General features: G+C 64.2%; 21 protein-coding genes and 1 tRNA gene. 7 read left to right on the plus strand and 15 right to left on the minus strand.

The features are described from left to right. Window positions 1-4: 4 nt before the first annotated feature. From FHP89_RS21305 to thiS, 6 genes are all read right to left on the minus strand, one after another. A complete protein-coding gene (locus tag FHP89_RS21305; RefSeq protein WP_313792166.1) occupies window positions 5-2,995 on the minus strand; it encodes a type VI secretion system Vgr family protein in 2,991 nt (996 codons plus the stop codon). A 183-nt stretch (window positions 2,996-3,178) separates the two neighbouring features. Then, window positions 3,179-3,565 (minus strand): MliC family protein, encoded by a 387-nt coding sequence (locus FHP89_RS15305; protein ID WP_144174419.1) that lies wholly within the window; start codon window positions 3,563-3,565, stop codon window positions 3,179-3,181. 74 nt (window positions 3,566-3,639) lie between these two features. Continuing rightward, on the minus strand, window positions 3,640-5,448 hold the full coding sequence (gene sppA, locus FHP89_RS15310; protein ID WP_144174421.1) for a signal peptide peptidase SppA: 1,809 nt from the start codon (window positions 5,446-5,448) through the stop codon (window positions 3,640-3,642). Window positions 5,449-5,476: 28 nt separating this feature from the next. Continuing rightward, window positions 5,477-6,193, minus strand: coding sequence for a tRNA (guanosine(46)-N7)-methyltransferase TrmB (gene trmB, locus FHP89_RS15315; protein ID WP_144174423.1), 717 nt, complete (start codon window positions 6,191-6,193; stop codon window positions 5,477-5,479). Between the two features lie 49 nt (window positions 6,194-6,242). Then, window positions 6,243-7,028 (minus strand): thiazole synthase, encoded by a 786-nt coding sequence (locus FHP89_RS15320; protein WP_144174426.1) that lies wholly within the window; start codon window positions 7,026-7,028, stop codon window positions 6,243-6,245. Between the two features lie 43 nt (window positions 7,029-7,071). Then, the gene (thiS, locus tag FHP89_RS15325; RefSeq protein ID WP_144174428.1) at window positions 7,072-7,275 is read right to left on the minus strand and encodes a sulfur carrier protein ThiS; all 204 of its coding nucleotides are present in this window, start codon (window positions 7,273-7,275) and stop codon (window positions 7,072-7,074) included. Window positions 7,276-7,415: 140 nt separating this feature from the next. Between thiS and FHP89_RS15330 the strand changes: the two genes are divergently transcribed. From FHP89_RS15330 to FHP89_RS15345, 4 genes are all read left to right on the plus strand, one after another. Then, window positions 7,416-7,489, plus strand: a tRNA-Gly gene (locus tag FHP89_RS15330). 168 nt (window positions 7,490-7,657) lie between these two features. Then, complete coding sequence (locus FHP89_RS15335; RefSeq protein WP_144174430.1) at window positions 7,658-8,326, plus strand: hypothetical protein; 669 nt, start codon at window positions 7,658-7,660, stop codon at window positions 8,324-8,326. Between the two features lie 127 nt (window positions 8,327-8,453). Then, window positions 8,454-9,257 (plus strand): spondin domain-containing protein, encoded by an 804-nt coding sequence (locus FHP89_RS15340; RefSeq protein ID WP_144174432.1) that lies wholly within the window; start codon window positions 8,454-8,456, stop codon window positions 9,255-9,257. A 72-nt stretch (window positions 9,258-9,329) separates the two neighbouring features. Continuing rightward, complete coding sequence (locus FHP89_RS15345) at window positions 9,330-10,241, plus strand: cupin domain-containing protein (RefSeq protein WP_144174434.1); 912 nt, start codon at window positions 9,330-9,332, stop codon at window positions 10,239-10,241. Window positions 10,242-10,292: 51 nt separating this feature from the next. Here FHP89_RS15345 and FHP89_RS15350 read toward each other — a convergent pair whose 3' ends face one another. Both FHP89_RS15350 and FHP89_RS15355 read right to left on the minus strand, forming a co-directional pair. After that, window positions 10,293-10,730 carry a cupin domain-containing protein gene (locus FHP89_RS15350; protein ID WP_222105409.1) on the minus strand — a complete coding sequence of 146 codons (438 nt, stop codon included), beginning with the start codon at window positions 10,728-10,730 and terminating at the stop codon, window positions 10,293-10,295. 116 nt (window positions 10,731-10,846) lie between these two features. Beyond that, a complete protein-coding gene (locus FHP89_RS15355) occupies window positions 10,847-11,338 on the minus strand; it encodes a flavin reductase family protein (RefSeq protein WP_144174436.1) in 492 nt (163 codons plus the stop codon). A 104-nt stretch (window positions 11,339-11,442) separates the two neighbouring features. On the opposite strand from FHP89_RS15355, the gene mutY reads away from it, so the two are divergent. Continuing rightward, window positions 11,443-12,492 (plus strand): A/G-specific adenine glycosylase, encoded by a 1,050-nt coding sequence (gene mutY / locus FHP89_RS15360; RefSeq protein ID WP_186300208.1) that lies wholly within the window; start codon window positions 11,443-11,445, stop codon window positions 12,490-12,492. Window positions 12,493-12,595: 103 nt separating this feature from the next. On the opposite strand, the gene FHP89_RS15365 is transcribed toward mutY, so the two are convergent. The 7 genes from FHP89_RS15365 to FHP89_RS15395 form a co-directional block, all read right to left on the minus strand. Next, window positions 12,596-13,183 carry an LON peptidase substrate-binding domain-containing protein gene (locus tag FHP89_RS15365; RefSeq protein ID WP_144174438.1) on the minus strand — a complete coding sequence of 196 codons (588 nt, stop codon included), beginning with the start codon at window positions 13,181-13,183 and terminating at the stop codon, window positions 12,596-12,598. A gap of 136 nt (window positions 13,184-13,319) precedes the next feature. Then, window positions 13,320-14,048, minus strand: a complete 729-nt coding sequence (locus tag FHP89_RS15370; RefSeq protein ID WP_186300215.1) for an amino acid ABC transporter ATP-binding protein — start codon at window positions 14,046-14,048, stop codon at window positions 13,320-13,322. An 86-nt stretch (window positions 14,049-14,134) separates the two neighbouring features. Continuing rightward, window positions 14,135-15,238 (minus strand): amino acid ABC transporter permease, encoded by a 1,104-nt coding sequence (locus tag FHP89_RS15375; protein ID WP_144174442.1) that lies wholly within the window; start codon window positions 15,236-15,238, stop codon window positions 14,135-14,137. A 2-nt stretch (window positions 15,239-15,240) separates the two neighbouring features. Continuing rightward, window positions 15,241-16,431, minus strand: a complete 1,191-nt coding sequence (locus tag FHP89_RS15380; RefSeq protein ID WP_144174444.1) for an amino acid ABC transporter permease — start codon at window positions 16,429-16,431, stop codon at window positions 15,241-15,243. Between the two features lie 72 nt (window positions 16,432-16,503). Next, a complete protein-coding gene (locus tag FHP89_RS15385; protein WP_222105410.1) occupies window positions 16,504-17,529 on the minus strand; it encodes an amino acid ABC transporter substrate-binding protein in 1,026 nt (341 codons plus the stop codon). A gap of 330 nt (window positions 17,530-17,859) precedes the next feature. Beyond that, the gene (locus FHP89_RS15390; protein WP_144174448.1) at window positions 17,860-18,474 is read right to left on the minus strand and encodes a flavin prenyltransferase UbiX; all 615 of its coding nucleotides are present in this window, start codon (window positions 18,472-18,474) and stop codon (window positions 17,860-17,862) included. A gap of 10 nt (window positions 18,475-18,484) precedes the next feature. Then, entirely contained in the window at window positions 18,485-19,624 is a 1,140-nt protein-coding gene (locus FHP89_RS15395; protein ID WP_144174760.1) for an ABC transporter substrate-binding protein, read from the minus strand. Between the two features lie 181 nt (window positions 19,625-19,805). Between FHP89_RS15395 and FHP89_RS15400 the strand changes: the two genes are divergently transcribed. Further along, window positions 19,806-21,245 (plus strand): YdgA family protein, encoded by a 1,440-nt coding sequence (locus tag FHP89_RS15400; RefSeq protein ID WP_144174450.1) that lies wholly within the window; start codon window positions 19,806-19,808, stop codon window positions 21,243-21,245. A gap of 398 nt (window positions 21,246-21,643) precedes the next feature. Continuing rightward, entirely contained in the window at window positions 21,644-22,612 is a 969-nt protein-coding gene (locus FHP89_RS15405) for an IS110 family transposase (RefSeq protein ID WP_144174453.1), read from the plus strand. Window positions 22,613-22,618: the final 6 nt, after the last annotated feature.

The raw sequence follows: 22,618 nt of genomic DNA on the forward strand, positions 1-22,618 counted from the left end.
GTCGTTATATGGCCGTAGCGCCCGACGCGCCCGCCTGCGCAGCGGCCGCCGCACATACCCGCAAATCCCCCGCCTTCGGCAAGCTTCCGCCCACGCTGCTCGATTTCGGCCCGGTCAGATTCTTCATGCTCGCCTTGAGCTTGACCGGCCCCGGGGCGTGCAGGCTGATGTTGCCGCCTTCGAGCTTGAGATACGCGCCGCCGGCGGTGGCGAGGAGGTGGGTTTTGGCGCTGGCCTTGAGGTTGGCGGTGGTGCTGGCGAGGGTGACGGTCTTGTCGGCCGCGGCGCGTAGCTGGCCGCTTTGCGCTTGCACGCTGACTTTGCCGCTGGCCGCGTGCAGGGCGATGCCGGTCTCGGTGTTGGGCTTGCTGCCGCTGGCTTTGCCGACGGTGAACAGCGCGAGGCCGTCCTTGACGGCGAGGCTGTGATTGCCCTGGGCGACGAGGTTGATGTCCTGACCCGCGAGACTGAGGGTTTTGCCGGCAACGAGGATGGCGCAGGCAGGGGTGAGTTGCGCGATGCCGGCCGGGGCGCTGTATTGCAGGCGGGGAGCGGACCAGGCGGGGACACTGCCTTCGCCGCCGGCGATGGGTTTGAAGCTGGCATGGCCGGCCCTTGATTGGCCGGATGAATCCGGCCCGACGGAAGGGTGGGCTTTCGCGGCGGTGTGGGCCGATGCCCCTGGCGCCGTGGCGCTTGTCTGTAGGGCGGGTTTCAACCCGCCATTGGCGCTGGCGCCGATGGTGGCCGTGGCGCCGAGGGTGTCGAGGGCATGAGCCAGCCCCTCGCTGGCGGGGAGCTTGTCGGCGGCGGGCTCGCCCGCGAGCGCGGCGTTTTGTTTGGCGGCGGTGTCGGCGAGCGCGACGGTGAGCGATTTGCCGTCCTCGTGCTGCGACATGGCCTCACGGCTGTCCAGATGCGTGCCGCTGGCCCCTGGCCGCGCGTCGGCGCTGATGAGCAGGCCGCTGCCGGCGCGCACGGCCACGGCGGCGTGGGTGGCCAGCTCGGCGCCGTGGCCGCGGTCTTTGAGCCGGGCGTTGTCGTGTTGTTGTTTGAGGTGGCCCAGTTGCAGGGCGCTGGTGTATTCGGTGGTGCCCAGGCAGATGCGCGGCTCGCCGGGGGTGTCGTCGAAGATGAGGTGGTTGGCGCCGCCCTGGCCGTGGCGGCTGGTGCTCAGTTGTTGGGTTTTGAGGCCGGAGAGGGCGGCGTTGTGGCGATGGGGTTCGGCGGCTCGCCCGGCGAAGAAGGCGGGGGCGTTGGCGCTGGCGGCCATGGTGGCGGCGCCGAGCCGGTTGCCGGGGCGGTCGTCGTTGCCTTGGCCGTTATAGAGCGCGCCGATGATCACCGGGCGATCGATGTTGGCGTGGTCGAAGGCGACGAGCACTTCCTGGCCGGGTCGCGGCGTCCAGTGGCCGCCCCAGTTGGCGCCAGCCGCCGGACTCATGACGCGCACCCAGGCACCGAGGGCGTCGCTGGCGGGGGCGTTGTCGTGCTCGGCGCGGTCGAAGTGATTCGCGCTCTGAGTGCCGCGCTGCCACGGGAACTGAACACGAATGCGCCCGTCGCGGTCGGTGTGCGTGGGGGTGCCGGGGCCGACGACGACGGCGGTGAGTGTGCCGTGCACGGTGGGCCGCGGGTGAATGTGGCGGCCGTGGCCGTCGGCCATCAAGGGGCGCCAGGGAATGTGGCTGCGGATGGCGCGGAAGTGGTTGCGATAGAGCTCGACGGGGGGTGTGCTGTGTTCGGAGGCGGTGTGGCCGGATGCATTCGGCCCGACGGATTTGTGCCCTTGCGTGGCAACATCCGTCCCGGCGGCAGCCTTTTGTAGGGCGGGCTTCAACCCGCCGTCGGTACCTGAAAAGACCGAATCGGTGGTCGCACCGGCGCCGCCCGGGATGTGCTCGTCCAGATTGTTGCGGGCGTGGTGCGTGATCTCGGTGATGACGAAGTGGCGCGACTCGGGCGGGTCGAGATCGTGTTCGGCATGCTCGACGAGAGTGAAGCCGCTGGCCGGCGCGGCGGTGCGCACGGTGCCCTGACCGAGGAACTGTTTGGCGCGGGCGTCGAGCGCTTCGCGCTGGCCGCGCAGCATGCGTTCGCCGTGGGCGCTGTCTTGCCAGGCGTATTGGCCCGGGTCGTCGGTGGCCGTCAGCCTGGGGCTGTGGCCGTTGTCGATGCGGCTCTCGTCTTGCTGATCGCGGGTGTCAAGGCTGCGATAGTCCCAGCTGCCGCCGGCGAGCACGGCGGTATCCAGCCGGCGCATGCCGTGCCAGCGGTCGACACTGTCGTCGCGCATCGTGGCGCCGGGCTGGGTAAAGCGAAACACCGGCTGTGGGTTGTCGGTGAAGGCCGCGTTGTGGTCGCTGATGACAAGGGTGTGCTGGCCAAAGGCGGGGGTGTCGGTGGCGGCGTGCTCGAACCAGCAGAACAAGCCCTCTTCTGCCAGCAAACGACGCATAAAGGCCAGATCGCTTTCCTGGTACTGCGTGGTGGTGCCGCGCCTGGGGTAGCGCGCGGGGTCGGCCAGATCCCAGCGCCACGCCGGGTTCAGGTCACCCTGCCCCACCCAGCGGGCAAACACGGCATCGATAATCTCGATGACGCTGCGCTGCTGGAAGATATAGCTGTCCTGGCGATGGGCAAGAAAGGCCAGCCAGGGCTCAATGATGAGCCGATAGCGGCTGAAGCCCCCATTGGCGCCGAGCTTGGAGAGGGCGGTGATGTGGCCATGAAAGGGGCGGGCTTCGACGCGGGACAGCGCGGTTTGCAGATCGAGCCGGACCGCCTGGCCGAGCAAGGCGTCGAGTGCCAGGTGAGCATCTTCGCTGACCGCTGTGAGCGCGATACGCAGGCCGCTGTGCTCGCTCAGCGGGCCGATGGCTTCGTGGATGGTCGCCGTCTCGGCGAGCAGCACATCGTCGCCCGCGGGCGTCGTCAGGCGCATCAGCCGCCGGTGCTGTGTCCAGCCGGCGGAACGGGGAAGGCGTAGATCCATGGGACGACGTCGGCGGCTCGAATAGAATGAGCGCGAATGATATCGTCATTAAGCGGCCATCAACAAGCATGCCCATGTTCTAACCGATAAAATGCCAAGCGGCATTTGATTTATACCTAAGGCATTTTCACGCATACCCGGAGATCGGCCGGCGACAACAAATCGTACGCCCGCCGACGCGCGTCAGACCGGCTTGCAGTCACTCGCCAGCGGCTTGCCCTTGCGGTCGTCGAGCAGCACGCTCTTCCACGGCAGATCGATCCATACCAGATCACTGCTCGCGCTCTCATAGCGCGGCAGGCCCGAGGCCGAGGGATTGCGCGCAAGCGCGACCAACTCGCCATGCCAGCCGACATTGATGCGGTTGCGGTCTTCGGCGCTGCGGAAGACATCCACGCTCTGCCCGGCATCGCAACGATAGCGACCACTGCTCAGGGCAAACTCCATCTGCCCCGGCTCACCAGTGACCGGATCGGGCGGCGGTGCTTCCACCACCGACGCGGGTGGCGCAGAACTACACGCCGCCAGCCACACAGACACACTCAGAATCGCCAGCCACTTCGCCGCCATTACCCCAGCCTCTTTTTCGTCATATGGCCGATCAGGGTACCCCCTGAACGGCCGGCAAACTGCAACAAAACGCTTCACGGCGCGAGCGGCGCGCATTGGCAATGCGCGTAAAGATGATCGGGGTCGTTCCAGCTCAGCATCTCGAGCGCATCACGACGAAGCTGCGCGAGCCACTGCCCGCCCACCGCACCCGAGGCCGGTGACAGCTCGGGCACCAGCTGCTGAAGCAACTGAAGACGCAGCGGCAGCGGCATGCTGGCCTCGACCCGGTGGTAGCTGCTCAGCCCGGCGAGACGCGCCGCGGCGGCCACGGCCTGATCCAGGCCACCGAGCTGATCGACCAGCCCGCGCGCCTTGGCCTCGCGCCCCATCCACACCCGGCCCTGCGCCACCGCATCGGCGGCATCAACGCTGATGTTGCGCGCGTCGGCCACGCGTTGCAAAAAACGATCATAGGTGTGATCAACCCCCATCTGCAGCGCGGCACTCGCGTCGTCCGATAGCGGGCGGCGCGGATCGAGCGCGCTGGCCAGCGGTGCGGTGGCGACGCCATCCACGTCCAGACCCAGACGCTGCAGCGGCGCGGACACATCGGGGAACAGGCCGAAGACGCCGATCGAGCCAGTGAGCGTCATCGGCGCGGCCCAGATTTCATCGGCGCCGGTGGCGATCCAGTAGCCGCCTGACGCGGCGACCGAACTCATCGAGGCCACCACCGGTTTGCCCGCGTCGCGCAGCGACTGCATGGCAAGCCGAATCTGTTCGGAGGCAAAGGCGCTGCCGCCCGGGCTGTCGATGCGCACCACCACGGCGCGCACGCGCGGGTCGTCACGCAGAGCATGGAGCATGGCCACGGTGGGGTCGCCGCCGACCGTGCCCGGCGGGCCGTCGCCGTCCACGATCGCGCCTTGCGCCGTCAGCACGGCAATCGCCTCGCCCTCATCGGGCGTCCAGCCCTGGGTCGCGGCGAGATAGCCGTCGACATCAACACGCGCGGCCGCAATCTGCGCCGGATCGAGCCCGAGTTCGGTGTGCTGGAAGTGCGCCCAGGCGTTATCGTCCATCAGGTCGTCGACCAGGCCCTGCGCCTTCGCCATCTGCGCAGTGTCGCCACCGGCCGCGGCCATCAAGCGGCGATAGTCGATCACGTAATCGTCCACCACCGCCAGCGCGATCTTGCGCGCGGCGGACACATCGCTGCGCAACTGGCTCCACACCGTATCGAGCAACTCGCGGGTCACGGCCCGATCTTCGGGCGACATGTCACTGCGCGTGTAGGGCTCAACAAAGGACTTGTATTTGCCGGCGCGAAACACCTGCACCTTCACGCCGAGCTGATCGAGCGCGCGCTTGTAGTAGGTGCCATAGCGCGCCAGACCCTGCATCAGCACATAGCCGTCAGGGGCGAGCACGATGCGGTCGGCGGCCGTCGCCAGGTAGTACTGCGCCTGGTTGTAGCGGCGGGCGCGGGCAACGACCGGCTTGCCGCTGGCCTTGAAGGTGACGATCTCGTCGCGGATGGCAGCCAGTTTGGTGATCGGCGCCGGACCGAGGCGGTCGGTTTCGATCACCAGCCCTCGGATGCGCGAATCGGTCGCGGCGCGACGGATGGCGACCAGCACATCGTCGAGCACCACTTCACCCACGCCGCGCCCGCCTTGCAGCAGGTCGGCCGGTGCCGGCGGCGTGGCGGCCTCGACCAGCCGGCCTTCGGGCGCGAGAAAGAGCACGCTGCCATCGGCGATGTCGGGCCCGCGGCTCAACCACCAGGCCAGCGCGATGGCGGTGACCAGCAGGAGCAAGAGCACATTGGCCAAAACCCGGCGCAGGCCGTCAATCAGTCGCCAGACGCCACGAAACGGTGCAGTCAGAAAACGCCACATACGTGCCTATCCTTGGGGTCGGTCAGAGTTATTGACGTCGGAAGACGAGATCCCATACGCCATGGCCCAGCCGCAGGCCGCGTTGTTCGAATTTGGTCAGTGGCCGGTAGTCGGGCCGCGGTGCGTAGTCGTCGGCGGTGTTGGCCAGCGAGGGCTCCGCCGACAGCACCTCGAGCATCTGAACAGCATACTCTTCCCAGTCGGTGGCGCAGTGAATGTAACCGCCGGGCTTGAGCCGGCTGGCCAGCAGCGCGACGAACTCGGGCTGAATCAGGCGGCGCTTGTGATGCCGCTTTTTCGGCCACGGATCGGGGAAGAACACATGCACGCCATCGAGGCTGTCCGGCGCGATCATGGCCTGCAACACCTCCACCGCATCATGCTGGATGATGCGCAGATTGGGGATGTTGTCGGTGTCGATCAGCTTGCACAGATTGCCCACGCCGGGGCCGTGCACCTCGATGCCGACAAAGTCGGTGTCGGGCAGTGCCTGGGCGATCTTGGCGGTGGCGTCACCCATGCCAAAGCCGATCTCCACCACCTGCGTCGCCTGCCGCCCGAACACCTCGGACAGATCGATACGCGCGTTGCGATAGGCGATGCCGACCACCGGCATTTTGGCCTCGAGGAAGCGCGTCTGGGCGTCCGACATGCGGCCCTGGCGCAGCACAAAGCTGCGGATCGCACGGTGCGACATGCGGCCATCGGCCTCGGGCGTGTCCGGTGTGTCGTGGGTGTCAGTCATTTTTGAAGGTCTGCTGGCCCGACGCCTGCGCGCCGAGCGGGGAGCGGAGTCAGCCGCCGATCAGGCCGCCGGTGGGCGAGCTGGGCGTGGCTGCATAGGTTTTGCGGGGCATGCGCCCGGCCAGGAAGGCTTCGCGGCCGGCCTCGACACCCTTCTTCATGGCGCTGGCCATCAGAATCGGGTTCTGCGCCTTGGCGATGGCGGTGTTCATGAGTACGCCGTCGCAGCCCAGCTCCATGGCAATCGCCGCATCCGAGGCCGTGCCGACGCCCGCGTCGACAATCACCGGCACCTTGCTCTGCTCGATGATCAGCTTCAGGTTCCACGGGTTGAGAATGCCCATGCCCGAACCAATCAGGCTCGCCAGCGGCATCACCGCGGCGCAGCCGATGTCTTCGAGCATCCTGGCCTGGATGGGGTCGTCCGAGCAGTACACCATCACGTCAAAGCCATCCTTGACCAGCGTCTCGGCGGCCTTGAGTGTTTCGGGCATGTTCGGGAAGAGCGTGTCGGGATCGCCCAGCACCTCCAGCTTGCACAACGGATGCCCATCGAGCAGTTCACGCGCCAGACGCAGCGTGCGCACGGCGTCGTCGGCGGTGTAGCAGCCCGCCGTGTTGGGCAAAATCGTGAAGCGATCCGGCGGCAGCACATCGAGCAGGTTCGGCTCGTTCGCGTCCTGGCCGATATTCGTGCGGCGGATCGCCACGGTCACGATTTCGCACCCGCTGGCGTCCATCGCCGCGCGGGTTTCGTCGAAATCCTTGTACTTGCCGGTGCCCACCAGCAGGCGGGAGGCATAGGTCTTGCCAGCGATGACGAGTGCGTCGTTCATGGAGAGGCTACCGAATAAGAATCAGGGGAAAGAGGCCAGTCAATCAGCCGCCGCCGACGGCCACGACTATCTCCAGCGTGTCACCGTCGGCCAGCGCGGTATCGGCGTGCACACCACGCGGCACGATCTGACCATTGCGCTCAACCGCCAGCCGCTTGCCGGCCAGGCCTTTGCTCTGCAACAAGTCGGCCACCGACAGGGGCGCGTTCAGCGTTTCGAGCTGACCATTGATATGCACGGAAATCATGGCAATGACGGTACTTGACGAGGCAAAAAGAAGCCGAAATTGTAGCATGCACCCCGGCCCCGGCCGGCGCGGGCAAATTGCCAAAGCGCCAGCGGCAAGGCTACAATCCGCGCTGTCGCGTTCGCGGCCATCCAAAGCGTGCGGGTGTAGTTCAATGGTAGAACGGCAGCTTCCCAAGCTGCATACGAGGGTTCGATTCCCTTCACCCGCTCCACGCCGCCTGATCTCCTTCATGTTGCTCACTACATCCACCGGACGGTGGCGTTTTGCGTGCTTTTGCCGTTTTCCATATTGAAGTACTCTTCAGTCCATCTGTCATACCCTTTCGATCACATCGCTCGCCCAAAGCGTGCGCCTTCACGGTCAATGCAGTAGGCCCCACATGTCAGTCCGAACTACGCGCCTTGAAAACCTCATCGCAGCACTCGCCATCCTGCAAGGCCTACACTTCTTTGCCGGTCCATTTCTATACCCGCTACTGATGGTCACGGAACCGATGCCAGTGCACACCATGGGGATCGTTGTACTCCTTGGCAGCCTTACTTTAATCGGTGGTGCAATGGCGTTTTACGGAAAACCATGGGCGTTCTGGCTCGTTTTTGCATCGTTTCTCATGCAATCAGTCGAGTACTCGTCTGAATCGTTCTACGCATCCCTGATGGGTCCGATCACTGTCAAGTTCGGATTCGGCTGGGCTTCTCCCCCAAGCCAATTGAACTTCAACCTGCTCGCCATATTGGTAGGAGTTATTGCAGTTCGTTCCGCGAGACGGCTTGAAAAGGCTATACGCGAAGCTCAGTTCGCAGAAGCGATGTCGTTGAATGCGGCGTCAACACAATTGACCGCATCCATGTCGATCGATACCTCCACCGGCCTCGAGCACCACCACGCAACAATCGTCAAAGACGCCGAAGGGTACCGCATCAAGGTCGACGCAGAGCGGGAAAGCCTGCACGACACAGTACTTGATGAGCGCAAGGACACGATGAGCGAGATTGCTGATGTTCTTGCGACAAAAACCGCTTTTCGCTTGGCCGATTTCAAGGTCTAGGCCGGACCCTCCGTCATAAACCCTGGACGCTGGCGCATGGTGTCGGCGGCGGTGCAAAACTAGAGTCAGGGTGTCCACCGGCACGCACTCGTCTGCCGCCCCGTTCATCCATAAAGGAGACACCGACATGCGCCATCCGCTTCGCTTTACTGCCCTGCTGGCTGTCAGCAGTGCGGCTTTTCTCGCCGCGCCGGCCGCCCAGGCCGCACTCATCAAGATCAAGGTCGAAAACCTGGCACCGACTGCCGGCACCCTGTTCACGCCGGTGTGGATTGGCGTGCACGACGGCAGCTTCGATCTGTTTGATGCCGGCGCGCCGGCCAGCGCCCAGCTGGAACGTCTGGCCGAGGACGGCAACCCCGGCCCGCTCAGCACGCTGTTCTCGAGTGGCATGCAGGGCGTGGTGTTTGGCCCCGGCATTGGTCCGGGCTCGCCGCCGATTTTCGGGCCCGGTGGCAGCGGCGAGATCGTGCTGGACCTGGGCACGGGGGCGACCGATCTGTATCTGAGCTTTGCCTCGATGATTCTGCCGAGCAACGATGCCTTCTTCGGCAACGGCAATCCAACCGCCTACAAGGTACGCGACGGCAGCACTGTGACCGGCCAGAGCATCGTGATTCTTGGCTCGCAAATCTGGGACGCCGGCACCGAGGTCAACACCGAGGCGGCCGCCGACACCCCGGTGCTCGGCCAGATGGTCGCCGACACCGGTACGCCCCAAGGCGGCGTGGTGGCGCTGCACAGTGGTTTCAATGCGGGCGGGCCGATTCTGACGGCCTTCCCCAATGCCGACTTCACCGCTGACGGCTATCAGGTCGCGCGCATCACCATCTCTGAAGTACCGGAGCCGGGCACGCTGGCGCTGCTGGCGGGCGGCCTCGGCATGGCGGGCTGGATGCGCCGCAAGCGAAAAGTGATGACCGCGATGTAAGCCCTTCGCCGGTGGCCGGGTCTTATGCGATGACAACGCAATGTCCATTGCCTGTCACCCAGGAGACCCGCCATGGATTGCCTTCAGCCCGAACGCCGCGACACCCCGATCGACGCTTTGCTCCGCCGCCTCGCGCCGCGGGTCGAGGTGTCGTTTCGCGGTCAGGTGTGCAATCAGTGGCATGTGGACACCTCCGGCCAGTGCCGGATGACCTTTCATATTGTGGGTCACGGTCGTACCTGGCTGCACCTGCCGGACAAGGCGCCGCGCGTCTTGGGCGCCGGCGACATTCTGATTCTGCCGTGGGACAGCGCCCACGTGCTGGCGCATCGCGCCGACATCCGGCCACGCTTTGGTCACACCGAGATCGGCAATGTGACGTCGCTGGCCGCGCCGTCTGAAGGAACCGCACTGATCTGCGGCTATCTGGATGTGGACCCAGCCACCTGCCGCTTGCTGCGCGGCACGCTACCCGATGCGCTGGTGATTCAGGCCGATGAAGAGCCGCTGGCCAGCCTGACGCAACTGCTGTTTCAGGAGGCGGCCCGCGACACGCCCAACACCGATCCGCTGCTGAAACGACTGGCTGAAACCCTGCTGCTGTTTGTGCTGCGCGAGGGCATGACGCGTCACCCCACGCCGGCCACCGGGCTTTCCGCGGCACTTACCCATCCGCGCCTGCATCCGGCGCTGGACGCCATGCTGGCCGAGCCGGAATACCCGTGGACGGTGGCGGAGCTGGCCGAAAAAGCGCATCTGTCGCGTTCGGGCTTTGCCCAGCGTTTTCGCGAGGCGCTGGGGCGGGGTCCGATCGATCTGCTGACCGAATGGCGCATGCTGCATGCACGGCATCTGCTGAACGAAGAACGCATTTGCGTGCCGGAAGTGGCCGAGCGCTGTGGCTACCGCTCCGAAGCCGCCTTTGCCCGCGCCTTCAAGCGCATCATGGGTTACGGGCCGGGCGAGGCGCGACGGCGCGACTGAGCCATCTCCGCTATCAAACCCTCAGCGGGACTGGGGGCGCGCCAGAACAGCTCATCCGCAGATCGTGACGCCATGCGCGGCGGTCACCGCGATCAACTTTTCAGGCGCGGACTCGCCGGCCGAGGCGAGCCGGTCGAGCGCAGCAAACATGGTCACCGCCTGGCTGCGCGGCCCGGTCACCTCAAGCATCTCGCCCCCGCCAGCGCCGTAGCTGAAACCATGCACGACGCCGGCCGGGATATGCACGAGCGTGCCGGCCGGGCACAGGGTGGCGGTGTCACCGAAAGCGAAGTTCACCTGCCCCCGCATCACATAAAAGGCCTCATCCCAATCATGATGGTGAGGCGGCGGCCCGGCACCTTCTTCGCCGTTTTGCAGCGTGATTTTCAGGTCGGCATGCCCGTCCGACAAGACCACGACCTGTGTGCCAACCACACTCAGCGCGGCGCGCCGGTCTTCGGGTTTCATGATCAAGGGGGTGGGCGTCATGGCGCGGCTCTCCTGTGATGGGGCGTTCATGCCTTATCCCATCTTGGTCGACCCTGCCGCTTTGTCCAGACACAACCGCACCGGACAGACTCGCCGGCGCGCGCCATCGTGGGCGCTCAGGGCGCCAGTCGGCGGTACTTCCCACCAAAATAGACCAGCGGATCGTGCGGGTTGCGGTCGTGGCGCACCACTTCGCTCAGGAAGAGCACATGATCGCCACCTTCGTGGCGCGTGGTATTGCGACATTCGAACCAGGCGCTGCAGCCGTCGAGCAACGGCGCACCGCCCAGGCCATCGCGGCAATTGAGCCCGGCGAACTTGTCGATATCGCGGGTGGCAAAGCGCTGCGACAAATCTTGTTGGTCATGCGCGAGCACGTTGATGGCGTAGTACTCGCAGTCGATGAAGACGTCCACACTCGGCAGGTGGCGGGCCAGCGACCAGACGATCAGCGCGGGGTCGAGCGACACCGAATTGAAGGAATTGACGGTCAGGCCGATCGGCGTACCATCGGGGGCGCGCGCCGTCACCACCGTGATGCCGGTCGCAAACATGCCCAGTGAATCACGCAGGGCGCGGTCGTCCTGCGCGTTGTTGGATTGACTCATTCAGCTCACCAGAAGTCGGGGAATCCGGCAATTGCCGGCTGTTTTTTAGTATAAGCAGGCGATTATCGCCCGCCTGTTCGCCGCCGTCGACCTTGACGCCCCACATGACCGACCCAATCTCGACCTTTGCCCCCCGTCTGCTGGCCTGGCATCGCCAGTGTGGCCGCCATGATCTGCCCTGGCAGAATACCCGCGACGCCTACCGCATCTGGCTGTCAGAAATCATGCTGCAGCAGACCCAGGTGGAGACGGTGATTCCCTACTACGCGCGCTTTCTGGCCGCCTTCCCTGATCTGGCCGCGCTGGCGGCCGCGCCGGTCGAGGCGGTGATGGCGCAGTGGAGCGGCCTGGGCTACTACGCCCGGGCGCGCAATCTGCACGCCTGCGCGCGGCAGCTCATGTCGGCTCACGGCGGACAGTTTCCGGCCACGGCGGACCAGATCGCCACGCTGCCCGGCATTGGCCGCTCAACCGCCGCCGCGATAGCCGCCTTCTCGCAGGGCGAGCGGGCGGCGATTCTCGACGGCAACGTCAAACGCGTGCTGTGCCGGGCATTCGGCGTGGACGGTTTTCCGGGTAGCGCAGCGGTTGAGAAACAACTCTGGACGCTGGCTGAAGCGCTGTTGCCCGACACACAGATTGGCGACTATATTCAGGCCCAGATGGATCTGGGTGCCACGGTGTGCACCCGCGGCACGCCCAACTGCGGCGCCTGTCCGCTGGCAGAAGACTGCGTCGCCCGCCTCACCGATCAGACGCAATCACTCCCCACGCCTCGCCCACGCAAGCGCCCGCCGCTGCGGCAAAGCCGGCTGGCAATCATTCAACGGGGCAATGAAGTGCTGCTGGAACGACGCCCGCCCAAGGGCATCTGGGGGGGGTTGCTGGTGCTACCCGAGATCGGCGACGCGCCGACCGCCGACTGGCTGAGCGCCCAGTTCAGCACCCTCACCAGCGCGATCGCGACCGGGGAAATCTTGCGCCACACCTTCACGCATTTTGTGCTCGACATCACGCCGGAGCACATCCTCCTGCCCACCGATGCCACGCCCCGCCTGGCCGATACGCAGCAATGGCTTCCACTGTCGAAGCTGGCCGACGCGGCACTGCCGGCGCCGGTGCGTACTTTGCTATCGCGCTACGCGGGGCCCTAGCGTAGTGCTTGCGAAGTCCCCATACCGCTTAGGGTCGGCTTCAGCCGACCAAGGCGGGTTGAAACCCGCCCTACAGGGGTGACAACAATTGCAATGCAGACCACTAAAGCAGGTTTCGCTGGCCGAGATACTGCTGGATGATCTCCAGCCGGCTCACCACGTCGTCGAGTTCGAGCAGTTTCTGGCGCGCCAGCAGCGAGATCGGCAAGACTTCGGCGTAACGCGCGCCGACCCACTCGGCGTCTTCAAACAGATGCGGTTGCGGCACGCGCTCGCCCAGATCCCTGACGATGCGCTCAAGCAGCGGAATCAGGTTGGCCTGCGCGGCCGGCAGCGGCGTCACCGGCAGGGGCGGCAGCCATTCCACCTCGCCGGTCAGCAACTGCATGCGATCGACGCTGTGGTCGGTGATCCGGAACCGGCGCTCGCCCGCGACCACGATGTTCACTTCATTCACCGCATCGGCATCGGCGGCCACCACCCGGGCTTCGGTACCCACCGTGTGCGGCACGGCCGCCTCGCCGGTTTCGCCGCCGGCGGCGATCAGGCAGATGCCAAATGTCGACTTCACCCGCAGGCACTCGGCAAGCATGTCCATGTAGCGCGGCTCAAAAATGCGCAGTGGCAGGTGCCCGCCGGGAAACAGCACGGCCTGAAGGGGGAACAGCGGAAGTGTCGTGGTTTGACTCATGAAAACGGCGCGTCATGGTTCGGCCGGCGAAGCCTGAGCCGGGCCGTAAATGGCAGCGGGCGCCCCGGAATGACCCGGGGCGCCCGCCAGCGGATGAAACATTCTAACAAGACCGACGCCACGGCGCCGGCCGCGCTCAGTGGCCGATGATCTGGCTGAGGAAGAGCTGCGTACGCTCGTTTTGCGGGTTGTTGAAGAACTCCTCGGGCGGATTGCTTTCGACGATCTGGCCGCGGTCCATGAAGATGACCTTGTCGGCCACCGTCTTGGCGAAGCCCATTTCGTGCGTCACGCACATCATGGTCATGCCGGACTCGGCCAGCTCGATCATGACGTCCAGCACTTCCTTGATCATCTCGGGGTCGAGCGCGGAGGTCGGCTCATCAAACAGCATGATGCGCGGGTTCATGCACAGGCTGCGGGCAATCGCCACGCGTTGCTGCTGACCGCCGGAGAGCTGACCGGGGTATTTCTTGGCCTGGTCGGGGATCTTCACCCGCTCAAGGTATTGCATGCCGATGGCTTCGGCTTCCTTGCGCGGCATCTTGCGCACCCACATCGGCGCCAGCGCCAGGTTCTCCAGCACCGTGAGGTGGGGGAACAGGTTGAAGTGCTGGAACACCATGCCGACTTCCTTGCGGATCTGCTCGATCTGGCGCAGGTCGGAGGTCAGTTCGGTGCCGTCGACGATGATCTGCCCCTTCTGGTGTTCTTCCAGACGGTTGATGCAGCGGATCATGGTCGACTTGCCCGAGCCCGAGGGGCCGCACACCACGATGCGCTCGCCCTTGGCCACTTGCAGGTTGATGTCTTTCAAGACATGGAATTTGTCATACCACTTGTTGACGCCGCGAAGCTCGATCATCACTTCGTTGTCTGCGGCGGTATTCGGAACGGCAGCTGTCATGGCCATCTCCAGGTTCTATTCAATAACGGGCGCGACCTGTTGGGTCAGCGCTTGTGTCCGGTGTGCAGCTTGCGTTCCAGCGCCTGGCTGTAGCGCGACATGCTGAAGCAGAAGATCCAGAACACGAAGGCGGTAAACACATAGCCCTCGGTCGAGTAGCCCAGCCAGTTCGGGTCGTTCAAGGCGTTCTGCACCATGCCCAGGACGTCAAGCAGGCCAACGATGATGACCAGCGTGGTGTCCTTGAACAGGGCGATGAAGGTATTGACGATGCCCGGAATCACGATCTTCATGGCCTGCGGCAAGATGATCAGACCCATCTTCTTCCAGTAGCTCAGGCCCAGCGCGTCGGCCGCTTCGTACTGTCCCTTGGGAATCGCCTGCAGCCCCCCGCGCACCACTTCGGCGATGTAGGCCGACTGGAACAGCGTGATACCGATCAGCGCCCGCAGCAGCTTGTCGAAGCTGACGCCTTCGGGCAGGAACAGCGGCAGCATCACCGAGGACATGAACAGCACGGTAATGAGCGGCACGCCGCGCCAGAACTCGATGAACAGCACGCACATCGACTTCACCGCCGGCATGTTGGTGGCCTGACGGCCCAGTGCCAGCATGATGCCCAAGGGCAAGGCGGCCACGCAGCCCACCGACGCAAGCAACAGGGTCAGCGTCAGGCCGCCCCATTGCGAGGTCTCGGTCTGTTCGAGACCAAACACGCCGCCAAACAACAGGATGAAGCCGAAGATCGGAAAAACGAAGATGACGAACACGCCCAGTTTCACCTTGTGCCGGAAGCTCTCGATGAACAACGGGGCCATGCATGCGATCAGCGCGATGTAGATCAGGTTGATCCGCCAGGTCTCGTTCTCCGGGAAGAAGCCGTACATGAAGGTGGAGAACCGGGCGCTGATAAACACCCAGCACGCGCCGCCCGAGGTGCAGGCATCGCGGCTGTCGCCGATCCAGTCGGCATCGAAGAACAACCAGTTGAGCAAAGGCGGCAACAAGGTCGCCAGCAAATAGATGGCGAACAGCGTGAGCAACGAGTTGATGGTGTTCGAGAACAGGTTGCGTCGTAGCCACCCGATGACGCCCACCGAAGCTGCGGGAGGCGGCAGATCGGGCAGTGGAGCAAAGTCATGACTCATGATCAACGCTCCCTCAACGCCATCTTGGCGTTGTACCAGTTCATGAATATCGAAATGATCAGGCTGAGCACCAGATACACGCTCATCGTGATCGCGATGATCTCAACGGCCTGACCGGTCTGGTTCAGCGTGGTACCGGCAAACACCGCGACCAGGTCCGGGTAGCCGATGGCGGCCGCCAGGGACGAGTTCTTGGTGAGGTTCAGGTACTGGCTGGTCAGCGGCGGGATGATCACTCGCATGGCTTGCGGAATCACCACCAGACGCAAGATCCAGCCCGGGCGCAGCCCCAGCGCGCTCGCCGCTTCGGTCTGCCCGTGCGACACCGCCTGGATGCCGCTTCGCACTGTTTCGGCAATAAAGGCCGCGGTGTAGATCGACAAGGCCAGCACCAGCGCAAACAGCTCTGGGATGATCGCCACCCCACCTTGAAAGTTGAAGCCTTGCAAGGACGGGTAGTCGAGGTGCATGGGCGCACCGGTGGCAAAAAACACCACGGCAGGCACGCCAATCAGGATCGCCAGCGACGCATACACGGTGTGGAACAACTGCCCGGTCGCTTCAAAACGCTTACGCGCCCAGCGCGCCAGGATGATGACCGCCACGATCGACGCGATGATCGCCAGCCCGGTTGCCATGAAGCCCGACTCGAACACCGGCGCCGGGATATACAAACCGCGATTGCTGAGAAACAGCGAATCGCCGACCGACATGGCCTGGCGCGGCCCCGGCAGGTTGAAGCCGATGGCGTAGTACCAGAAGAAGATCTGCAGCAGCAACGGAATGTTGCGGAAGATTTCGATGTAAGTCGCCGCCAGCTTGCTGATCAGCCAGTTCGACGACAGGCGGAGCACGCCCATGATGAAACCGATGATCGTGGCAAAGAAAACACCGAGCACCGACACCAAGATAGTGTTGAGCAGACCCACCAGAAAGGTGCGGCCATAGGTTGAGGTTTCGTTGTATTCGATCAGCGACTGAAGAATGCCGAAACCGGAGGCTCTGTCGAGAAAGCCGAAACCGGTCGAAATACCGCGCGACTCCATGTTGGTCAGGGTGTTGCGGACGATGAAGAAGATAAACGCCGCGACGGTAATGCTGGCGATTATCTGGAAAACCAGTGCTCTGAACTTGGGATCGGACAGAAGCCGTGGCTTGGCGGGGGAGTCCCGCTCGGGGCTTGCATCAGCCATGGTATGCCTCAGACGGTTTGAGAAAGAGGGCGACCCGGCGCGCCACGAGGAAGCGCCGGGTCGCTGGCCGCCTTAGCGAATCGGCGGTGCGTACTGAATGCCGCCCTTGTTCCACAGTGCGTTCTGACCACGCGAAATCTTCAGCGCGCTGCCTTCACCCACGTTGCGCTCAAACATCTCGCCGTAGTTGCCCACTTGCTTGACGATGTTGTAGGCCCACTTGTCATCAACGCCGAGGAACTCACCCTTCACGCCCTCAACACCGAGGATGCGGCGGATGTTGGGGTCGGCGCTCTTGAGCATCTCGTCGACGTTCTTCATGGTGATGCCCGCTTCTTCGGCGTTGATCTGAGCAAACAACGACCAGCGCACCAGATTGAACCACTCGTCGTCACCCTGACGCACGACCGGACCCAGCGGCTCTTTCGAGATCACTTCCGGCAGCACCATGGCGCTGTTCGGGTCCGTCAGCTTGATCCGAAGTGCATACAGCTGCGACTGGTCGGAGGTCAGCATGTCGCAACGGCCGGCCTCGAAGGCTTTGACGGTTTCGTCCGAGCTATCGTAGGTGATGGCCTTGTATTCCATCTTGTTGGCACGGAAGTAGTCCGCCAGGTTCAGCTCCGTGGTGGTGCCGGCCTGAATACACACGGATGCGCCGGACAGCTCCTTGGCGCTCTTCACACCCAGCTTCTTGGAGACCATGAAGCCCTGACCGTCGTAGTAGTTCACGCCGGCAAAGTTCAGGCCCAGGCTGGTGTCACGGGTGAAGGTCCAGGTGGTGTTACGCGGCAGCATGTCGATCTCGCCAGACTGCAGCGCGGTAAAGCGCTCTTTGGCGTTGAGCGGGGTGTACTTCACCTTGCTCGCATCACCAAACATCGCGGCGGCAACGGCACGGCAAGCATCCACGTCGATGCCTTTCCAGTTGCCCTTGTCGTCAGTGGCGGAGAAGCCCGGCAGGCCGGTACTGACGCCACACTGCACATATCCCTTCTTCTTCACAGCATCGAAAGTTGCACCCGCCTGCACCGTGCCGGCAATCATCAGACCGGCCGTCGCGGCAGCAGTCAATACAGAAATCCGCTTGAAGTTCATCAACATCTCCTCCAGTTCTTAATCTGGTTAGCGTGGGAGCCAGGCTTTCGGATAGGCCTGGTCGGTCCACTGTCATGCCGGCTCGTAGCCGGGCATACCCCTATTTAAACAACTGTTCGGCAGCAATACAACGTGGCAGCACTGCGGGAAACCCCTATGAACACTGACACTCAGCGCCACCACCGGACAGAATGCTGGGATGCAGCAATGCTGGATAAGTAGTCAGCCGTCTTTCGCTGCACCGCAGCAGTTATCCAGTAGCAGAATTGATGCCAATCAATGCTCAAGCGGCTTATTTAAAATGTCGCAGCACACAAAAGCGCTGAAAATTCAATCGGTTTCGCCCCAGCGCGGCATCAGCGCATGCGCAATTCCAAGCTGATCAAGGATGCGTGCAACAACAAAATCAATCACGTCCTGCACCGACGTGGGGCGCGTGTAGAAGCCCGGATTCGCCGGAAGGATGCACACCCCGAGCCGCGACAGCTTGAGCATGTTCTCGAGATGGATGGCCGAAAACGGCGTTTCCCGAGGCACCAGCACCAGTTTTCGGCCCTCTTTGATGACCACATCGGCGGCGCGCTCGATCAGGTCCTGACTCATGCCATTGGCAATCGCGGCCAGTCGCCCCATGGTGCAGGGGCAAACCACCATCGCATCCGGTGGGTTGGAGCCCGACGCCGGCGGCGCAAACCAGGCCTCGCGCCCAAACACACGCAGTTGCCCCGGCGCCGCGCCAAAGCGCGCCGACAGCTCGGTCTCCACCTCCGCCGCGCGCGAGGGCAGGTGCCAGTCCATCTCCTGCTGCGCCACGATCTGCGCCACCTGGCTATACAGCAACCAGACCGTGTGGCCCGCGCCCAGCAGGCATTCGATCAGACGCAGGCCGTAGGCCATGCCGGAGGCGCCGGTCAGCGCAACGGTGACGGTGAGGGGTTGTGTCATGACGGTGCGCTCATTGCAGATAATCGCTGATCAAGGCCCAGCGCCCGTTCTCGATGCGCGCCAGCCGCCCGACGCGGTTGCCGAGGTGGTCGGTTTTGGAGAAGCGATACTCCGGGCTGCCAAAAAAGTCGCGCGTGGTGTGCACGGTTTCCATCGCGGCGACAAAGCGCGGCGCAGTGAGCTCAGCCCCGGTCGCCTCAAGCCCCTGGATGAACACGTCCGCCACGTTGTAGCCCATGGCACTCCAGATGTTGGGCGTCGCGCCAAAGCGCTGGCGGTAGCGACCAATCCAGTCGGCCAGTGCGCTGTTGGCGCCCTCGGCGTAGGGCAGCGGCATCACGCTCACGCCGTACAAGCCCTCGACCGCCGCACCGCCCAGTTCATGGGTTTGCGCCGAGTAGCCCGAGGCGGTGACCAGCATGTCGACGGCCCAGCCGGTCTTGCGCGCCTCGGCCACCGAGGCCACGGTCTCGCGCACCACGGTGGCCAGCACCACCAGGTCGCAGTCAGCCGCGCGCAAGCGGGCGATCTGGCTGGCAAAGTCAGTCGCGCCGCGCTTGTAGCCCACCGCCTCAACCAGCGTCAGGCCGCGCTGCGCCAGACCGGCCTCGACGCCCTTCTTTACCTCGTGGCCGTAGTCGTCGTCCTGAAACAGCAGCCCGACCCGCGTGTAGCCGCCGCGCGTGAGCATCTCGCGCACCGCCGCGCTCATGTAGTCCTGATAAGGCGCAAAGAGCTGAAACTTGAGCGGATGCAGCGGCGAATACGTGGCCTGATGCGGCGAGAACGGAAACAGATGCGGCCGGCCGGCGTCGAGCGCCAGCGGCATCGAGGCCATCACCACCGGCGTGCCAAGGTTGCCCACAAAGGCAAACACCTTGTCGCGCGAGAGCAGCTTGCGGGTCGCCAGCACCGCCCGCTTCGGGTCGTAGCCGCTGTCTTCCGCATGCAACTCCAGCTTGCGTCCGTGCACCCCGCCGCGAGCGTTCGCCTCTTCAAAGCGCAGCAGCATGCCATCGCGGATCGGCGCGCCCAGCATGGCGATCGGGCCTGACAGATCCTGAATCGTGCCCACCCGTATCGTGCCCGCCGTCACGCCCGGCTCGGCCTGCGCCACCCCACTGGCAAACACACTCGCCATCATGGCCATCAAGAATCGTCGCAGCACGGCGCCCTCGCTTTTGTTGTTTTCTGAACGGCCATTATCACGCCAAACCGGTGGCGGCACTCAAGCCTCGGCGTGTCACACCGCCTGCTTATGATGCCGTTATACTCGCCAGCTGCCGCAGCACCGACATGCCCAAACACCTCAATCATAGGATTGCCCCGCAATGAAGAAGACCTGGCTCGCCCTGCTTGCCGCCCCCGTTGTCGCCTATCCGGCGGCCGCGTGGTATCTCGGCTCACAAGTCGAATCCACCCTCAGTGCGCAGTACAAGCAGGTCGAGACGCTGCCGTACATGAAGGTCGTCGAGCGCACGTATGAGCGCGGCGTGTTCAGCGCCACCGAGTCGGTCACGGTCGAACTGTTTGGCGCGATGATGCAGGCCGTACAGCAGGCCACGCCCGACGCCAAACCAGCCGAACCGATGCGCATCCGCTTCCGCTCGCAGATCCAGCACGGCCCCTTTGCCGGCGGCGCGCTGGCCGCCGCGGTGGTCGATAGCGAGTTGGTGCTCGACGCCGCCACGCAAGCCGAAGTTGCCAAGCTGTTTGGCAACAGCCAGCCGCTCACCGGCCACACCGTGTTCAAGCTCGACGGCAGCGGCACGGCCACCGTGCTGAGCCCGGCCTTTGCCTCGCAGTTCGCCAACCCCGAAACCGGCGAGCCGGTGAACATCGCATGGGAAGGCATCCGCGCCACGGTCGATTTCGCCCCCGGCATGAGCCGCTACACCATGAGTGGCGAAGCCCCCAAGCTCGAAGTCCAAGACCCGACCGGCGCGCACATGCTCATGACCGGCATGCGCTTCACCGGCGAGCAGCAGCGCATGTTTGAGGACGAGCCCCTGCTCTTTTCGGGCAAGCAGCGCATCACCATCGATGCCATGCAGATGACCATTCCCGAGGAAGACGCCGGCCAGGTCAGCTTCAAGCAGATCAGCTACGACATCGACATGCCGGTACAGGGCGACTTCATCGACATGAGCGCCAAAATGGGCGCCGAGATTGTCGACATCGGCGGCACGAACTACGGCCCCGCCCACTACGACCTGTCGCTCAAGCACCTGCACGCGCGCACCGTCGCCAAGCTCTACCGCGTGCTGCTCGAAGCCTATGCCAACCCCGCCATGATGGGCCCCGACGCCGATCCACAGCTGGCGCTGGCACCGCTCGCCGGGCCGGCCATGGAACTGCTCGGCCACAACCCCAGCTTCTCGCTTGACCGCCTCAGCTTCACCACCCCGCATGGCAACGCCCACCTCGACCTGCGCGCCAGCGCCCCCGGCATCACGCCCGAGGCCATGGCCAATCCGGGTCTGATCATGGCCGTGCTCGACGCCGGCGCCAACATCGCCGTACCCGAAGCGCTGGTCTTCAACCTGCTCAAGGAAAACGCCACCGCCGCACTCGCCGCCCAAAGCGAGACCGGCACCGTGTCCGACGAAGACATGCAGATGGTCGCCGCGCAATTCGAAGGCAAACTGCAAGAACTGAGCGGCCAGGGCTTCATCACCCGCGACGGCGGCGTGGTCAAATCCACCGTCGCCTTCAAGGCCGGCCAGCTCACCGTCAACGGCAAGCCCTTCAACCCGATGGCCATGCAGTAAAACGGCAGCGGCTGGCCGGGGCATCCCCCCCGCCAGCCGCGCTGTCGCACAAAAAATACCCCGGGAAGACACCCACGGCACCCGCCGTAGGGTGGGCGGCTCGCCGCCCACCAGCGACTTCCCGCACAACCAATGCAGGGTGGGCAGGCAAGCTGCCCACCCTTGTATTGTTTCCCCATGAATCCTGATCGTTGTATTTTGCTTTTGCATTGATCAGGAAACATCTCCGGGGGGCACCCCGGAGCGAGCGGTCGGATGCCGTGCCCACCCTTGGGCTTCTCGCCCGAATCGTAGATCCTTGCAGCGACCGCTCATCCTCTTGAAAAGATCGGACAGTATCTTTGGCCCGGCCGCGCCGGCAGCCCGCATTAACAAGGTAGATCAACGAGGAGGCTCCCATGAATCCGTTTTTCCTGGGCATCGATGTCGCCAAAGCCAAGCTCGACTGCGCCCTGCTCTTGCCCGAGGGCAAACTGCGTCACAAGACGGTTCCCAATACACCGGAAGGCTTTGACACACTACGCGTGTGGTTGCGCAAAAGCGGCGCCGAGCCGGTGCATGTGTGCATGGAGGCGACGGGCGTGTATTGGGAGGGTGTCGCCGAGTACATGGCGGCGTTCGACTCAGTATGCGTGAGCGTCATCAACCCATCCCAGATCAAAGCCTTTGGCGCCTCCGAGCTGGTGCGCACCAAGACCGATCGGGTCGATGCCGGGCTCATTGCCCGCTTCTGTGCCGAGCGTCGCCCCCCGCCCTGGCAGGCACCTAGTCCGACCGAGCAGGCACTGCGTGCCATGGTGTTACGGCTCGATGCGCTGCAGCGCATGCGTACCCAAGAGCGCAACCGGCTGAAAGTGGCGCGAGCGACGGTGCGCGAGGGGATCGAGGCGCATGTGCATTGGCTCGATACGCAGATCGAGGCCCTGGCCAAAAAGATCCGCGACCACATCGACCAAGACCCCGGCATGCACGACAAGCACGAACTACTCATGTCCATCCCCGGCCTCGGTGAGCGCACCATTGCCGTGTTGCTCGCCTTCTATGGGGACCCGGATCGCTTTGGCAATGCGCGCCAAGCCGTGGCCTTTGCCGGGCTCGACCCGCGTCATCACGAGTCCGGTAGCAGCGTCAAAGTCCCGCCACACATGTCGAAAATCGGCCACGCCTTTATGCGTAAGGCGCTCTACATGCCTGCGATGGTGGCACTCAACCGTACCGACTGGGGCTCCCGCTTCCACCAACGCCTCACCACCGCCGGCAAGCCGCCCATGGTGATCATTGGCGCCATGATGCGAAAGCTCGTACACGTCGCCTTCGGCGTACTCAAGTCCCGACGTCCGTTCGATCCGAGCCTACATGGGGCTTGATTCGGA

This window comes from Denitromonas ohlonensis (genome assembly GCF_007625205.1).
Lineage (GTDB): Bacteria > Pseudomonadota > Gammaproteobacteria > Burkholderiales > Rhodocyclaceae > Nitrogeniibacter > Nitrogeniibacter ohlonensis.